The sequence below is a fragment of the Arthrobacter cavernae genome (assembly GCF_017368795.1).
In the GTDB taxonomy this organism is placed as follows: Bacteria; Actinomycetota; Actinomycetes; order Actinomycetales; family Micrococcaceae; genus Arthrobacter; species Arthrobacter cavernae.
The window spans coordinates 1-14,768 of sequence record NZ_JAFNLL010000033.1 but is presented as its reverse complement, the minus strand read 5'-3'; the positions used below and the strand labels follow the sequence as shown (position 1 = coordinate 14,768).

The window sequence follows — 14,768 nt, the reverse complement described above, 5'->3', positions numbered from 1 at the left end:
ACAACACGAGAGAGAAAGTTTTCATGTCGCACGACACTTCCGCCACTTCCACTGACGAGAGGCAAGGACCAATCAGCGCAGAGATGCACCCCGGTCACTGGGGAGGCGTCTACGCCATGTCCCTGTGCGTCTTCGCGCTCATAGCGTCCGAGTTCATGCCCGTCAGCCTGCTCACCCCGATGGCGGCGGATCTGCAGGTCTCCGAAGGGATGGTGGGACAGGGCATTGCGATCTCGGGTCTGTTCGCCGTGTTGACGAGCCTCTCCATCTCCACCCTGGCCAGGGGCATGAACCGCAAGACTTTGCTGCTCGCGCTGACGGGTGTGATGGCGTTCTCGGGCGCGCTGGTCGCACTGGCACCGGGCTATCTTCCCTTCATGATCGGCCGGGCACTGATCGGCGTGGTCATCGGCGGGTTCTGGTCCATGTCCGCAGCCACGGCCATGCGCCTGGTGCCTGCTTCAAAAGTCCCGCGGGCCCTGGCGATCTTCAACGGGGGCAATGCCCTCGCCTCCGTCCTGGCCGCACCGCTGGGCAGCTACCTCGGCTCCGTGGTGGGGTGGCGCGGCGCCTTCTTCTGCCTGGTCCCGGTGGCTGTCCTGGTGTTCATTTGGCAGTGGATCAGCCTGCCTTCCATGAAGACCGAGGCGCGCACCGGCAAGCCCGGCAGCGTCTTCGGCATCTTCACCGCGCTCAAGAGTGCCCCCGTCGCCTGGGGCATGGCCGCCTGCGGCGCCTTCTTCATGGGGCAGTTCGTCCTGTTCACCTACGTCCGCCCGTTCCTGGAGACGGTCACCCGGATCGATGTCGCCGCGATCTCGCTTGTCCTGCTCGTGGTCGGAGCCACCGGCTTCGTGGGCACGGTCATGATCGGCCGATTCCTCGGCAAGGGCCTGTACCGCACGCTGACCGTCATCCCGGCTCTCATGGCGCTCATCGCCGCAGCGCTGGTGCCCTTCGGTGGCTGGTTCGCCGCGGTCGTCGTGCTTCTGGGGCTGTGGGGCCTGATGTCGACGGCGGCGCCCGTCGGCTGGTGGAGCTGGGTCGCCAAGGCAATGCCGCACAACGCAGAGGCCGGCGGTGGCCTGATGGTGGCCGTGATCCAGACCTCGATCGCTTTCGGTTCCACCCTTGGCGGGCTGCTGTTCGACTCGACCGGGTACCGCGGAACCTTCCTGGGCGGTGCGGCTGTGCTGATTCTCGCCTCGCTGCTGGCCTTTGTGACGGCGAGCGTCACCCGTCGTGCGGCGGCTGTTTAGGGCAGCGCGCATAGCTATCGGACGAGCCCCGCTCAGCGACGGGAAAGCCCCCCGGAGCACGTGGTCCGGGGCTTTCCCGTGCCGGTTCCGGGGCGCCTCAGCTAAGTGTCGCCCCGGTGCGCTGCGCGTATGCCTCGAGCAGGCGGTCCTGCGCAGCGGTGTTGCGGACATCGGCGTGCACGCGGGTTTCCGGTGTCTGGTGGAAGAAGAATTCTCCCGTGACCCGGCTTGCGGGTGCGATGCCTTCAGCGAGCCACACCTGGGTCATGTAGCCTTCGCGGAGGTTGTCCGGCGCGTAGGGGCCGTTGTGGAACCCCATGACGGTCGGCACCCAGCCCGGAGCCACGGCGTTGACCCTCACCGCGGGCCGGCGCCGGGCCACGGCCATGGCAAGTGCGAGGATCTGGGTCTTGGTGTCGCCGTAGCTGAAGTCACGGCCACCGGATCGCAGCGCGTCCTGTTTGAGGTCGCCGCCCAGGTGCAGATCCGAGGTGAGGTAGATCAGCTGGGCGGGAGCGTTGACCAGCGCCGTCAGCAAGTAGGGAGAAAGCGAATTGACGCTCAGCATCTCTTCACCGGAGAGGCCGTATTCCCCCGCGTTGTTGATGATGACGTCGAACGCCCCCAGCTTGTTGATCTGTCCGGCGAGGGCCCGCGATTCATCAAGGTCCCTCAGTTCGCCGACGACGACGGCTTCGAGACCGGGAAGATCGCGCCGCACGTCCGCCGCGCGCTGCTCGTTGCGCGCGTGCGCGACGACCCGGTGGCCACGGGCGAGAAGATGCGCCGCGGCGAGTTGGCCGATGCCGGCGGTGGACCCGGTGATGAGGATCCTCTTCCTGTCCCCATCTCCGGGGGCGAGCGGGCGGATGTTCTCCTCGATGTAGCCCAGCTCGTCTGCGACTTCCTGCGTGTTGTAGCTTCCCACCCCGTATGGGCCCCCTCCCGTGGCGGCTCCACCGCCGGCTGTTGGCGGGGTGCCAGGTGTGGTGCCAGGTGCCGGCGTGTTCTCGCGGGACGGAGCTGCGGTGCACGCTGTCAGGATGCCCGTGCCGAGCATGGCTGTCGAAAGGAGGAGGGTGCGTCTGGTCATGGCGGTCATGGCGTTGCTGCTTTCTCTGGGATGTTCCGCGGTCGGTTACTTCGCGATCGAAATCGTGACGTCCTGTCCATCCAGCTTTACGATCTGTTCGATGTCATCGCTTCTCCCGATGCGGACAAGAGAGTCCGAGTGGCTCGAGCCGTCGGCGTTATAGAAGAACCCGAGGTTGCTCCACGGCTGATAGGAGAACAGGTCGCCCGCTTTCGGTTTCATCCCCTCGGCCCCGGTGAAGTCGAAGTGGCGGGGAGGTGAAGCGACCTTCTCTTTGCCTCCGTAGTCGGAAAAGCGCAGGGTCATGGGCAGCATGTCCACAAAGGAACGTGCCGTCCGGGTGTCTCTGTCGATCACTGCCTTCACCACGGTGGAGCCTGCTGTGAAGTGCACGACAGTCCCTTCCACCGAACGTTCCGAACTCGCGGCAGAACTTGAGGCGCCGGACTCAGTGCCGGTGCTCGGCGTCGAAGGTTCCTGGCTGCTCCCCTGTGACGCACCGGCGCATGAGGCCACGCCGAATCCAAGGACCAGCAGCGCGCCGGCCGTCGTCCACAGTCGCTTTCCCATCCGTTGTCCTCGTTCCACTCTCACTCCCATGCTCAGCAGGCCTTGATTTCCACAATCCATCCAATGCCGCACGTATCTTTCGTGGGAGTCCCGGTTGAGGGTGGTATTCAGAGGGTCTCCCTCGGGGGAAGCGGCGCCCCTAACGTGGATTGCATGACTGTCATCGCCTCAGGCGTACAACACGAATAGGAACACCCATGCCACTTCAGCCCGACGGCTACACCTTCGCCCTCGACCCGGAGGTCACCCGCACCCCGGTCCGCTACCGCAACCGCTATGGCATTGAGCTCGCGGCCGATCTCTACACGGCCACCGGCATGGACCTTGCTGTCCGCCACGCCGGGATCGTGATCGGCCCGCCGCACGGCGGCGTGAAGGAGCAGGGCCCGGGCGTCTACGCCCAGGAATTCGCCAAGCGCGGCTTCGTCGCACTGGCCTTCGACCCGTCCTACAACGGCGAGAGTGGTGGCGAACCCCGCCACGTCACCTCTCCGGAGATCTTCGCTGAGGACTTCAGCGCCGCCCTCGATTACCTCGGCACCCTCGCCTACGTCGACCGTGAGCGCAGCGGCGCGGTCGGCCTGTGCGGCAGCGGTGGCTTCGCGCTCAGTGCCGCGCAGGCCGACCCGCGCATCAAGGCAGCCGCCACCGCGGCGATGTACGACATCAGCGGCGTGAAGCGCAACGGCTGGGAGAACAAGGGCAGCGACGAGGAGCGTCGGGCGAAGCTCGCGGCCGTCGCCGCGCAGCGCTGGAAAGACGTCGACGCCGGGGAGCCGGCCCTGGAGCCGACCTTCCCCTCCGAGATCCCTGGCGACCTGGATCCGGTCACCGCGGAGTTCTATGAGTACTACGTGGCGGACCGCGGTCACCACCCGCGATCGATCGGCGCCTTCACCCAAACAAGCGAGGCGGCGCACGTGAACTTCGGAGCCCTGCGGCACCTCGACGACATCGCGCCGCGCCCCATCCTGCTCATCACCGGCGACCAGGCGCACTCCCGCTACTTCAGCGAGGACGTCCACGCCCAGGCCTCCGGTCCGAGCGAACTGCTCGTGGTTCCGGGTGCGCGCCATATCGACCTCTACGACCGCACCGACGTCATCCCGTTCGACAAGCTTGAGGAGTTCTTCGCCGCCGCGCTGTGAGCACGGACCATCAGGAATGACGATTGCCCGCCGGACAAACCATGTCCGGCGGGCAATCTGCTGTTTGTGACTACGAGTGGCGGCCTGCGCCTCAGCCTGCGTGTTGTTTCCCGCTGTGCTGCTTCCCCGCATCCTGAACCAACTCGGTGGCAGCCCAGGAAGCGAGCAAACGCATGGCTTCTTCCGAAGGGGAACCCGGCTCAGTTGAGTAGATGGTGAGGGTGAGTCCGGGCTCGGCAGCCATCTCCAGGCCTTCGTAGGCGATGGTCATCTCGCCCACGATCGGATGGCGGAAGACCTTGGCGCCGGCGCCGTGGTGGCGGACGTTGTGCGAGCTCCAAAGACGCCGGAATTCCTGGCTCCGTGTGCTCAGCTCACCGACGAGGTCATGGAGTTCCTTGTTGTGCGGGTCCCGTCCGGCTTCGGTGCGCAGGATGGAAACGACCACCTCGGCGGCGGCGTCCCAGTCGGGGTGGAAGTCGTGGGCGCGTTCGTCGAGGAAAGTGAAACGGGCCAGGTTGGGCGGCTGGCCGGGCATGTCGTACACGTCCTTGTAGAAGGCTTGGGCGAGTGCGTTGACGGCCAGCAGGTCCATGCGTCCATTGCGGACAAAAGCCGGCCCGGCGGTGACGGCATCGAGCGCCCACTGGAGGCTGGTGTGCGGCGTCCAGCCCTTCGCGCTCCGGCGCTTGGGCGGCCTGGCTACGGGGCTCGCCGCGTGGGCGAGGTCGAACAGGTGGGCGCGCTCGGCGTCGTCGAGGTTCAACGCGCGGGAAATCGCGTCAAGGATCTCCGGGGAGGCGCCGCTGATGGCACCCCGCTCCAGCCGGGTGTAGTACTCAACGCTCACCCCGGCAAGGGTGGCCACTTCGCTGCGGCGCAGCCCGGCCACACGGCGGTTGCTTCCCGCGGGCAGCCCGACCGCTTCGGGCGAAATCTTGGCGCGCCGCGAGGTGAGGAATTCACGAACGTCTGCACGGTTGTCCATGGGTTCACGATAGGCGCGAGCTCCGGATTGAAGGAGTCTCTGTTGGTACCCCCATCAAGGGGGACTCCCTCAGCGTGAAGAGACATGGTGTTGTAAAAACATGTCCTCTGCCACCATCCCCACCAACACGGCTAAGAGCACCGGTAAGAAGAACGTGGTTTCCGCGGCACTGGTTGCCTCCGTCATCTTCATCACGGCCATCGCCCCGTTGGCGACTGACATGTACGTTCCCGCGTTCCCGATGGTTTCCGCCGATCTTGGCGCGAGCGCCACCGAGGTGCAGCTGACGCTGACCACCTTCTTCGTCGGGATGGGCCTGGGCCAGCTTGTGGGCGGTCCGTTCTCGGACCAGCGGGGACGCCGGTGGCCGTTGCTTGCGAGCACGGTGGTGGTCTTCATTGCTTCCGTGCTCTGCGCCATGGCCCCCACCGCCGGAGCCATGATGGCCGCCCGCTTTGTCCAGGGTTTCGCCGGCGGGTGGGCGATGGTGATCGGCCGCGCGATCATCATCGACCTGGTCTCCGGCTCCCAGCTGGTCCGGGTGCTGAACATCATCGCCGGCGTCGGCGGGATTTCCCCCGTGATCAGCCCGTTGCTCGGGGCCGGAATCCTGCAGGTTTCGCATTGGCGGACGGCATTCTGGGTGCTCGCCGCAGCAGGCCTCCTGATGGCGTTGTGCACGGTGTTCATCGTCCCGGAGTCCCTGCCCAAGGAGCGGAGGCACGGCGGTGGACTGCGCACCTTCGCCCGGGCGGCCCGCGAGGTACTGGGCAAACGCGAGTACCTCGGTTACATGATTGTCAGCTCGGCGGCGATGATCGCCCTCTTTGCCTACGTGGCCACCTCGGCGTTCGTGCTGCAGTCGATGAACGGGCTCTCACCGGTTGCCTATTCGGTGGTCTTCGCCGCCAATGCCGCCGCGGCCGCCGTCGCCGCCCTGGTCTCCGCCCGCCTGGCCGGACGGGTCTCAACCCGGAAAGTCATCGCGGTGGGCCTGGTCATTGACCTTGTTGCCGGGGTGGTGATGCTGGCCAGCGCACTGTGGCTCGGAACGCCGCTGTTGGCCGCACTGGGCTGCTTCCTGGCTGTGATGGTCGCCCAGGGTCTCCTTGGCGGCAACGGCGGAGCACTGGCTGCGGCCGCCGTTCCGGACCATCCGGGAACCGGTTCCGCGGTCCTCGGCATGACGCAATGGGTCATCGCAGGCATCGCCGCGCCCATCGCAGGCCTTGGCGGCAGCCATACCGCCGTGCCTATGGCCACAATGATCGTCGTCGGCACCCTTATCGCCTTCGTTGGCCTCGCCATCGCAAGACGTCCCATCAAATGAAGGAGCACTCCATGAAGACCACCCTCGCGATCATCGGTGCCGGCCCGGGCCTGGGCCTGGCCGCCGCGCGGCGTTTCGGAACCGAAGGCTTCAACGTCGCGCTGATCTCCCGTACCCAGGAGCACGTGGATGCGCTCGCCGTGGAACTGACCGACGCCGGAATCACCGCCCGCGGTTACGCCGCCGACGTCCGCGATGCTGAGTCGCTCAACACCGTCCTTGCGCAGGCCGCCCAGGAGCTGGGCGCCGTCGAAATCCTCCAGTTCAGCCCCGTGCCGTCCAAGGAGTATCTGCGTCCCGTTCTTGAGACGGGCCGTGAGGAGCTGCGCTCGGCACTCGAATTCTCCGTGCTTGGAGCAGCTGCGGCCATGAATGCGGTCCTTCCCGGCATGCGCACCCTCGGCCGCGGAACCGCCTTGTTCGTCAACGGCTCCAGCGCCGTCCGCCCCAACCACAACTACGCCGGAACCTCCGCCGCGTTCGCTGCCGAATCCGCGTACGCCCAGATGCTCCACGAGGCCCTGGCACCCGAGGGAATCCACGTTGCGCAGCTCATCATTCCCTTGGGCATCGGCGGAGGCGACCCCGCACACGAGCCGGCTGCCCTGGCCGAAACCCTCTGGAGCATCTACAGCGAAGGGACGGAATTCCGCACCTTCGTGACGCTCCTCGCCTGAGGTTCCAAAGCCACACTAAGGAGAAACGTGTCCCGTATCCTCGTCACCGGTTCCAGCGACGGACTCGGCCGCGCGGCGGCCGAAGCGCTGCTCGACGGCGGCCATGCCGTCGTCGTGCACGCCCGCACTCCGGAGCGGCTGGCAGCCGTCCAGGACCTCCTCGACCGCGGCGCGCAGTCCGTGGTGGGCGATCTCGCCCGGCTCGACGAGGTGCGCGACATGGCCGGGCAGGTGAACGCGCTGGGCCGCTTCGATGCCGTGATCCACAACGCGGGAGTCATTGGCGGGCCGTCACTGCTGCCGGTGAACGTGGTGGCTCCTTTCGTGCTTACCGCGGAAATGGAACGCCCGGACCGGCTGCTCTACCTCAGCAGCAGCATGCACCGCGGCGGCCATGCGGATCTCGACGGCGTGGACTGGAGCGGTGCGCGGGATTCCCGTTCGTATTCGGACAGCAAGCTCTTTGTGACCGCGCTCGCTGCCGCCGTGGCGAGGTTGTGGACGGAGGTGTCCGCACACGCGGTTGATCCCGGCTGGGTGCCGACCCGGATGGGCGGACCCGGCGCCAGCGATGATCTCCGCCTGGGTCACGTCACGCAAGCCTGGCTCGCTGTAAGCGACAGCCCGGAAGCGCTCCGGAGCGGGCAGTACTGGCACCACCAGAGAACCCAGGCACCGCATCCTGTGGTGCATGACCGGCATTTCCAGGCGGCGCTCCTCGGCTCCTTGGCCGACTACACCGGAAACACGATCGAAGGAGAACAGCAATGAGCACCTGGGCCCAGGCGATCGAGCGGATCGCCGCGGGGGAGACCCACGAAGTGGAGTTTGCTCCCGGCGATCCGGCGCTCAACGAGCAGATCGATGCGGCCTACCGCGAGAAGTATGCCGGCAGCCCCTACCTGCCGCCCATGGTTGTCTCGGGACCACGGGAGGCGACCGTGGAGATCACCCCAAGAAACGGGAAGCACGCGTAACAGACGGGCCCCGACTGGGAGGCTTCCCTCGTGTGAGGGTCCCTCCCAGTACCCGTAACAACCGAGGCTCCCCCTCGCCGTCGGCAGCTGTTTTGCTGGAATGGACCGAACTTTGCCTGACAGGAAGGGGATTCTCTCCCATGTGACCAAAGAAGCTGACCCTGGCCGCGATCATCGGCGAAGACAACCCGGCCACCGCCGAGGCGACAAGCACTCCCATCTCCATCCGGATCGACGGCACAACCGTGACCGGAACTCTTTCTGAGAATGCGACTGCGCGCTCGCTGATCGACCAGCTACCCTTGACGCTTTCCTTCAGCGACTACGGCGGGCAGGAAAAGCTCGCAGAGCTCCCGGATCCCCTTTCGCTCGACGGCGTTCCCGCCGGCGATGACGCTGACCCACTGACGATCGGCTACTACGCGCCCGGCCAGGCCCTGGTCCTCTACTACGAGCACGTTGGGTACTTCAGGGGGATCGTACGGATCGGAACCTTCGATGACCTCGCGGCGATCCGGGACCGCAGCGGCCGTTTCACGGCCACGCTCAGCCTCGGCGCTTGAGCAACTACCCGCAAGACTTCCCCCAAAGAATGGAACCATTTTGACTCGCGCAACCCTCCAGGATGACGCCGGCAACGCGCCTGTGGCCGGCCTGCCCCACGAAAACCTCGGTACCTATGAGGACAGCCGGGAACGTGATTCCCCGGCCCCGGCCGGGCGCTTCCCGTGGGCGGCCCTGCTGATCATGGCGCTGATGGGGTTCCTGTTGATCGCGACCGAAACCATGCCTGCCGGCCTGTTGCCACAGATCGGTGCCGGGCTGAACATCACCGAGGGAACTGCGGGGCAGTTCGTCAGCGCCTACGCCCTGGGCACTGTCATTGCTGCAATGCCCGCCATCGCGATGACGCGGGGCATGCGCCGGAAACCCGTTTTCCTTGTCGGGATACTGGGCTTCCTGGCCGCAAACCTCATCACCGCGTTCTCCACGGACATCGTGCTTTCCCTGGGAGCGCGGCTCCTTGCCGGCGCATTCTCCGGCCTGCTCTGGGGCATGCTCGCCGGCTACGCCCGCCGCATCACCGCCCCGGAACACGCAGGCCGCGCCTTGTCCGTCGCGTCCCTTGGCACCCCGCTCGGACTGGCGGTGGGGACCCCCTTTGGCTCATGGCTGGGCACAACCTTCGACTGGCGATGGTCCTTCGGCGTGCTCTCCATCCTCACCGTCGTCACCGTGCTGCTGGCGGTCTTCCTGGTCCCGGATGCGCCCGGCCAACGGGCCGCGACACGCGTGCCTCTCGTACGGGTCTTCGCCATCCCGGGCGTCGCGGTTGTCCTCGCCGTCATCGTCGGCTGGATGCTCGGGCACAACATCCTCTACACCTACATCGGCTCCTACCTCCGCACGGCAAGCCTTCAGCTCTCGGTCGACGTCGCACTCGTGGCGTTCGGAGCCGCGGCCATTGCCGGAATCGCGATCACGGGTGCAGTGATCGACAAGGGCCTTCGACGCCTGGTCCTGCTGAGCATCGGGTCCTTCATCGCGGCCGGCATGGTCTTCATCGTTGGGCACGCATCGGTGGTGGCGGTGATTGCCGCGATCGTGCTGTGGGGCATGGCGTTCGGCGGCGTGGCAGCCCAGCTGCAAACGGCCATCGGTGCGGCAAGCGGCGAAAACGCCGACGTCGCCAACTCGATGCTCGGCGTTGCGTTCAACCTGGCAATCTTCGCTGCCGGTGTGGCCGGCGCGGTGGTGATCAGCAACTTCGACGGACTGGTCCTGCCGGTCGTGATGGCCGGACTCGCCGCCGTCGCGCTCTTCATCGCCGTTGCCGGACGCCGCACGGCATTCCCCACATAAGCAACAAGCAGTGCCTGCCACTGCAGCACCTTGCAACAGATGGAGGCAGGGACTGTCCCGTAAAGGGAACCTTGTACAGGACAGCCCGCAGTGCCCGGTATGCGATCGCTAGCCGGGCGTTCCGTCGCGCTTCTTCTGAGCGAGCTGCTGTAGTTGCCATTCATGCACGTCAGGGAGCCAATCCAACGTGGCCGATGGACCGACCCGCGGGTCGTCGTGAACACCGCCGTCGCGCAGGTCCTGCACGTACGCGCGATCCTGTTCGATTCGTGCTCGTAGCTGCTCAGCTCCGCCGACTGAGCCGTGACCGGGGATGACGGCATTAACGTCGTCGGCCACGCTCTCGAACAGCCGCAGCGCGGCGAGGTAGTCTTCGATCGGATTCGCGGCCTCTAGATCGAGGAACGGCATCAGGATGTCAGAAAGCATGTCGCCGGCGACGAGGACGCCGCGCTCCTCGATCAACAGCGCCGCGTGGCCTGGGCCTGATGCTCGATGATGCGGACTTTGGGACCATCCCAAGGAATCTGCGCAGCTTCGGCGGGCAGACCTGTAATGAGACCGAGCAGATCCATCGGGATCTCCTCGGCGTACTCCGGCTAGAACGCCCTCAGCGACTTCCTTCAGCACGAAGCCCCTCCGATTGTGGTTTGCAACCGCTTGTCGAGACGGTATTACCTTGCGGCAGTAGATTGCAAGCACTATCTTCCAACGGGCACTACATGGTCGAGCCCATACGGGTGCTTCGCCCGACGCGCCGGATTCACCGAGCTCGTGTCGATGAAGCTCGTGCAGGACCCCACGTCGCAACCTTTCGCCGGACGATCACCCAGAGCCGTCTGACCGGTCGCCGCCGTAGGCGACAATGCTGAAACGAAAGCTTGACCGTACTAACCCAAAAGTCATCGGTTTCTGCTCACAGGGCGTCGCATAAGCCGGTCCATCAACGGACACGTGCCGTCGAAGGATGCCGGGTCGCTATCGCTGTGTTTCCACGACCAGCCGATTCCCATAAGAACCGCCTGCGGAAAATGCCCGGTGCGGCGACGTCATCTCTGATCCGTTCAAGGAAGAGGTCCGGCTTGCGTGAGTGGGCGAGCTTTGCCCAGTGGGGTGATGTCCCGTCTCACCTAAGTTGAACCACATTGCCCCCAAACCGTCGAATCCCGCCGTTGATGCAGGGCAGCCCCTGAACATCTCGGCGCAAACGGTACGGGTGGCGCCGATTAGGGGACTGCGGTGCTTCCTAAAAGCCCGCTGAAATGTGCATTCCACATCCAAGGAACTTGGACGCTTCGTGGCGCAGCATCACTCAAGAGGGCAGCAAGTCCAAGCACTCGTAGGTTGTTCGGGCCTATGCCCTTTAACGCGACGACCCGAGCCGGGGGTGCTGTTGGCTATGGTGGACGTGTTCGTATATGTCTTGGAACTGGGGTGGGATCTTGGCGGTTTTCGTACTTATTCATGGCGGCGGTTCCACCGCATGGGACTGGCATCTGGTCAAACCACTGCTTGAGGCATCGGGGCATGACGTCATCGCGGTCGACTTGCCCATCGAAGACGACAATGCCGGGCTTGAGGACTACACCCATGCAGTAACTGCAGCGGTGGGCGAGGCTCAGCACACCATCGTCGTCGGCCACTCGCTAGGAGGCTTTACGGCGCCCTTGGTTTGCGACGAGCTCCAATCGGACGGACTCGTATATCTCGCAGGAATGATCCCACTACCGGGCGAGACATTCGGCGATTGGTGGACCAACACAGGTCATAATCGCGAGACTATAGATCCGGACCCCCAGGCGGCGTTTTTCAACGAAGTTCCTGAAGAGTTGGTACACCAGGCACGTGACAAAGAGCGTGACCAGCAAGGTGCATGGATGGCACGGCCCTGGCCTGGTCAGCGGCATCCGGCCGTCCCCACCGGAGCAATATTGTGCCGTGACGACCGGTTCTTTCCAGCGTCATTCATGAGACGCCAAGTACATCAGCGACTTGGCGTCGAACCGCTGGAAATCCCAGGGGGTCATTACGCCACCTTGAGCAATCCAGACGCTGTAGCTGCGGCGCTGAACGACTTCGCCCAAAAGATCGCTCAGACGCAGGGCAAGATGATTTGAGGATGTTCCGCTAGCTAGGACGATGAAGGATTGTCGCTATGGGTTCGCGCGAACACCGTGGATGCCGGTAGCCGGCGAGCCACCGCAGATTCGCCCACAAGACAGGAGGCAGTGCTCCGAGTCGCTGATAACGCCAGCTGATGCTGGCGCAGAGGTCCTTGGTTGCCTGGAAAACGTCCTCGTCGGCTGGTTTCACCCGGGCGTCCGGCCGGACGTCGAGCACAACGGCGGACCCGTCGCCGCGGCGGATGAAGTAATCCGGGACGTGGGAATGCTGGGGGAGCGACGGCGGCAAAGTGATCCGGAAGGGCTGGGATGAGATAACGATGACGTTCGGGTCAAAGTCCAGGGACATCAGCTGATCGCGTTCGCACCAGGATTCGAACCCGACATGGCGCTGGTTTGTCGCGCACCACCACAGGCCGGCAACGTTGCGTTGCCCCTTGAACGCTGCCTGCAAACGGATGGGTTGGGCATGTTGAAACGGCACCATCCAGCAATCCGCCAGATATGCGGTAGTTGGGGCGCTGTTGAATCGCTCCCTGAACGTCAGGGTGCCTGCAAGATCGTGCTGCCCGGCAAGAATGTCGGACGCCGTCATCGAGCGTCCCATGGCACTTACCGTAGTAGCGTCGCCCGGCAAAATGCGTCAACTAAGGTGAGGCGCGCCGGGCCAATGCTCCAACTAACTTGAGACAAATCAGGTTAATGCTCCAACTGTTGAGATTGCGTCACTTTAGTTGAGACGGGACAACATCCATTGACGCCGCCCACCCCGGAAGATACAGTTTTCCGGGGCTAAGTTATACGCATAACCCACGCAACGTCCCACCCTCCCGACGCTCCCAATGACAGGCTCCGCGATGACCCGCCCAGGCTTCAGGTCCGGCCCCACGATGCACGACGTCGCGGCCGCTGCCGGAGTCTCGCAGGCCACGGTCTCGCTGGTCCTCAACGACGCCGGCGGGGCCAGATTCTCGGAGGAAACCCGCCAGCGCGTGCACCAAGCCGCAACCATGCTGGGGTACCGGACCAACGCCCACGCCAAGGTCCTGCGCGACGGCGTGGCCGGGATGATCGGCTTCGTCGGCGACTCCGTGGCCACCGCACCGTTTGCCGGGAAGATCATCGAGGGCGCCCAGGCCCGGGCCTGGGAAGCCGGCCTGCTGCTGCTCACCGTGAACACCGCCGGCGACCAGGAACTCGAAGCCGCATCCCTGGAAGCCATGCTTTCCTACAAGGTGGCCGGGGTGGTCTACGCATCCATGTTCCACCGCATCGTGGACGTGCCGCCCGTCCTGGGCGAGGTTCCCGCCGTCGTGCTCAACTCGCAGGACCGCGCCGGCCGCTTCCCCAGCATCGCCCCCTCGGAGGAGCTGGGCGGCTACACCGCCACCCGGACGCTGATCGACGCCGGCCACCACCGGATCGCCTTCATCAACATCGGACGCGTCGAGGATGCGCTGCCCGCCGTCGTCGGGCGCCTTGCGGGGTACCGCCGCGCGCTCGAGGAGGCCGGGCTGCCCGCCCTGCCCACGCACTACAAAACCGGCGACGGGCACGAGGACGGCGGCTACCGCAACACCCTGGAACTCATGGCCGGTCCCACCCCGCCCACGGCCATTTTCTGCGGCAACGACCGCACGGCCTGGGGCGCCTACCAGGCGCTCGCCACGCTGGGCCTGCGCATCCCCGGCGACGTCTCCGTGGTGGGTTTCGACAACCAGGAGTCCCTCGCGCCGCACCTGCGGCCGGGCCTGACCACCCTGGAACTGCCCCTCCTCGAGATGGGGCGCCGGGCCGTTGAGCTGATCCTCGACGGCGCGGAGGCCACCGGCCGCACCGAACTTCTGGAATGCCCGCTGATCGAACGCGATTCGGTAGGCCCGCCAGCGCACCTCCCCAACCAACGAACAGGAACCGCATGACCGCCACCCCAAGCTCCGCGCCCGAAACCCTCGACGTCGTCGTGGTGGGCGAGGCACTGATCGACATCGTGCACAGCCCCGAAGGCCAGCGGGAATACCCCGGCGGCTCGCCGGCCAACGTGGCATATGGGCTCGGCCGCCTGGACGTCAAGGCCGGGCTGCTCACCGCCGTCGGGCGCGACGCCCGCGGTGAGGCGATCGCCGCCCACCTGGAAAACGCCGGCGTGGTGCTGCTGCCCGGCTCGCAGTCGCTGGCCCGGACGGCGACGGCGACGGCGGACATCGCCGCGGACGGTTCGGCCGAGTACACCTTCGAGATCGAATGGGACCTGCCGCCGGTCACTCTGCCGTACGCCCCCAAGGTGCTCCACACTGGCTCGATCGCCACGTTCCTGGCCCCGGGCGCCGGCGTGGTCAAGAGCCTGCTGGAGCAGGCGCAGGGCGGATGCATGGTCACCTACGACCCCAACATCCGCACGGATCTCCTCGGTAGCCACCACGAGGCCTTGACGATCTTCGAGGAGCTCGTGCCGCTCACCGACGTCGTGAAGATGAGCGACGACGACGCCCGCTGGCTGTACCCCAGCAAGGACCTTGAGGACACGGCCAAGCACATCCTCAGCCTCGGCGCGGACCTGGCCGTGGTGACCCGCGGCTCGGAAGGCTCGCTCATGGCCACGCCGGGCATGCAGCTCAACGTCCCGGCCATCCCCTCGGTGGTGGCGGACACCATCGGCGCCGGGGACTCCTACATGTCCGCGCTGATCCTCGGTCTGCTGCTGCGCGGCAGCGACGGACTCGCCCCCACGGTCCTGGAA

At 65.6% G+C, this 14,768-nt stretch carries 16 protein-coding genes; 11 read left to right on the top strand and 5 right to left on the bottom strand.

Annotated elements, in window-relative coordinates:
• Positions 1-23 precede the first annotated feature (23 nt).
• Entirely contained in the window at positions 24-1,259 is a 1,236-nt protein-coding gene (locus tag J1902_RS13650) for an MFS transporter (RefSeq protein ID WP_207616862.1), read from the top strand.
• A gap of 97 nt (positions 1,260-1,356) precedes the next feature.
• On the opposite strand, the gene J1902_RS13645 is transcribed toward J1902_RS13650, so the two are convergent.
• Positions 1,357-2,361, bottom strand: a complete 1,005-nt coding sequence (locus tag J1902_RS13645; RefSeq protein ID WP_207616861.1) for an SDR family NAD(P)-dependent oxidoreductase — start codon at positions 2,359-2,361, stop codon at positions 1,357-1,359.
• A 36-nt stretch (positions 2,362-2,397) separates the two neighbouring features.
• Entirely contained in the window at positions 2,398-2,745 is a 348-nt protein-coding gene (locus J1902_RS13640) for a cyclophilin-like fold protein (protein WP_307794455.1), read from the bottom strand.
• 374 nt (positions 2,746-3,119) lie between these two features.
• On the opposite strand from J1902_RS13640, the gene J1902_RS13635 reads away from it, so the two are divergent.
• Entirely contained in the window at positions 3,120-4,070 is a 951-nt protein-coding gene (locus tag J1902_RS13635) for an alpha/beta hydrolase (protein ID WP_207616859.1), read from the top strand.
• A 91-nt stretch (positions 4,071-4,161) separates the two neighbouring features.
• Here J1902_RS13635 and J1902_RS13630 read toward each other — a convergent pair whose 3' ends face one another.
• Complete coding sequence (locus tag J1902_RS13630) at positions 4,162-5,058, bottom strand: helix-turn-helix transcriptional regulator (RefSeq protein WP_207616858.1); 897 nt, start codon at positions 5,056-5,058, stop codon at positions 4,162-4,164.
• A gap of 100 nt (positions 5,059-5,158) precedes the next feature.
• On the opposite strand from J1902_RS13630, the gene J1902_RS13625 reads away from it, so the two are divergent.
• The 6 genes from J1902_RS13625 to J1902_RS13600 all read left to right on the top strand — a co-directional run bounded on the left by J1902_RS13625 (position 5,159) and on the right by J1902_RS13600 (position 9,905).
• Positions 5,159-6,388: a multidrug effflux MFS transporter gene (locus J1902_RS13625; RefSeq protein WP_207616857.1), complete on the top strand. Its 1,230-nt coding sequence runs from the start codon at positions 5,159-5,161 to the stop codon at positions 6,386-6,388.
• A gap of 11 nt (positions 6,389-6,399) precedes the next feature.
• Positions 6,400-7,065, top strand: a complete 666-nt coding sequence (locus tag J1902_RS13620) for an SDR family NAD(P)-dependent oxidoreductase (protein ID WP_207616856.1) — start codon at positions 6,400-6,402, stop codon at positions 7,063-7,065.
• A gap of 27 nt (positions 7,066-7,092) precedes the next feature.
• Positions 7,093-7,836: an SDR family NAD(P)-dependent oxidoreductase gene (locus tag J1902_RS13615; RefSeq protein WP_207616855.1), complete on the top strand. Its 744-nt coding sequence runs from the start codon at positions 7,093-7,095 to the stop codon at positions 7,834-7,836.
• On the top strand, positions 7,833-8,042 hold the full coding sequence (locus J1902_RS13610; RefSeq protein ID WP_207616854.1) for a DUF2255 family protein: 210 nt from the start codon (positions 7,833-7,835) through the stop codon (positions 8,040-8,042). Before J1902_RS13615 ends, J1902_RS13610 begins: the two co-directional genes overlap by 4 nt.
• 155 nt (positions 8,043-8,197) lie before the next feature.
• A complete protein-coding gene (locus J1902_RS13605) occupies positions 8,198-8,605 on the top strand; it encodes a cyclophilin-like fold protein (RefSeq protein WP_307794456.1) in 408 nt (135 codons plus the stop codon).
• Between the two features lie 40 nt (positions 8,606-8,645).
• Positions 8,646-9,905: an MFS transporter gene (locus tag J1902_RS13600; protein ID WP_242702007.1), complete on the top strand. Its 1,260-nt coding sequence runs from the start codon at positions 8,646-8,648 to the stop codon at positions 9,903-9,905.
• Between the two features lie 108 nt (positions 9,906-10,013).
• Here J1902_RS13600 and J1902_RS13595 read toward each other — a convergent pair whose 3' ends face one another.
• Positions 10,014-10,370: an MBL fold metallo-hydrolase gene (locus J1902_RS13595; RefSeq protein WP_242702006.1), complete on the bottom strand. Its 357-nt coding sequence runs from the start codon at positions 10,368-10,370 to the stop codon at positions 10,014-10,016.
• 977 nt (positions 10,371-11,347) lie between these two features.
• Here J1902_RS13595 and J1902_RS13590 point away from each other — a divergent pair.
• Complete coding sequence (locus J1902_RS13590; RefSeq protein ID WP_207616852.1) at positions 11,348-12,022, top strand: alpha/beta fold hydrolase; 675 nt, start codon at positions 11,348-11,350, stop codon at positions 12,020-12,022.
• A 10-nt stretch (positions 12,023-12,032) separates the two neighbouring features.
• Here the strand turns inward: J1902_RS13590 and J1902_RS13585 are convergent, their stop codons facing one another.
• Positions 12,033-12,635 carry a TnsA-like heteromeric transposase endonuclease subunit gene (locus J1902_RS13585; RefSeq protein WP_207616851.1) on the bottom strand — a complete coding sequence of 201 codons (603 nt, stop codon included), beginning with the start codon at positions 12,633-12,635 and terminating at the stop codon, positions 12,033-12,035.
• A gap of 250 nt (positions 12,636-12,885) precedes the next feature.
• On the opposite strand from J1902_RS13585, the gene J1902_RS13580 reads away from it, so the two are divergent.
• Both J1902_RS13580 and J1902_RS13575 read left to right on the top strand, forming a co-directional pair.
• The gene (locus J1902_RS13580; protein WP_242702005.1) at positions 12,886-13,950 is read left to right on the top strand and encodes a LacI family DNA-binding transcriptional regulator; all 1,065 of its coding nucleotides are present in this window, start codon (positions 12,886-12,888) and stop codon (positions 13,948-13,950) included.
• Positions 13,947-14,768 (top strand): PfkB family carbohydrate kinase (locus J1902_RS13575; protein ID WP_207616850.1); only part of this gene is annotated, 822 nt, incomplete at its 3' end. The genes J1902_RS13580 and J1902_RS13575, both read left to right, overlap by 4 nt.

Excerpts from the sequence above, each read along its gene's own strand:
- J1902_RS13625 (WP_207616857.1), top strand. The coding sequence starts at position 5,159 with ATGTCCTCTGCCACCATCCCCACCAACACGGCTAAGAGCACCGGTAAG.
- J1902_RS13645 (WP_207616861.1), bottom strand. The coding sequence starts at position 2,361 with ATGACCGCCATGACCAGACGCACCCTCCTCCTTTCGACAGCCATGCTC.
- J1902_RS13580 (WP_242702005.1), top strand. The coding sequence starts at position 12,886 with ATGACCCGCCCAGGCTTCAGGTCCGGCCCCACGATGCACGACGTCGCG.
- J1902_RS13585 (WP_207616851.1), bottom strand. The coding sequence starts at position 12,635 with ATGGGACGCTCGATGACGGCGTCCGACATTCTTGCCGGGCAGCACGAT.
- J1902_RS13610 (WP_207616854.1), top strand. The coding sequence starts at position 7,833 with ATGAGCACCTGGGCCCAGGCGATCGAGCGGATCGCCGCGGGGGAGACC.
- J1902_RS13630 (WP_207616858.1), bottom strand. The coding sequence starts at position 5,058 with ATGGACAACCGTGCAGACGTTCGTGAATTCCTCACCTCGCGGCGCGCC.
- J1902_RS13620 (WP_207616856.1), top strand. The coding sequence starts at position 6,400 with ATGAAGACCACCCTCGCGATCATCGGTGCCGGCCCGGGCCTGGGCCTG.
- J1902_RS13635 (WP_207616859.1), top strand. The coding sequence starts at position 3,120 with ATGCCACTTCAGCCCGACGGCTACACCTTCGCCCTCGACCCGGAGGTC.
- J1902_RS13650 (WP_207616862.1), top strand. The coding sequence starts at position 24 with ATGTCGCACGACACTTCCGCCACTTCCACTGACGAGAGGCAAGGACCA.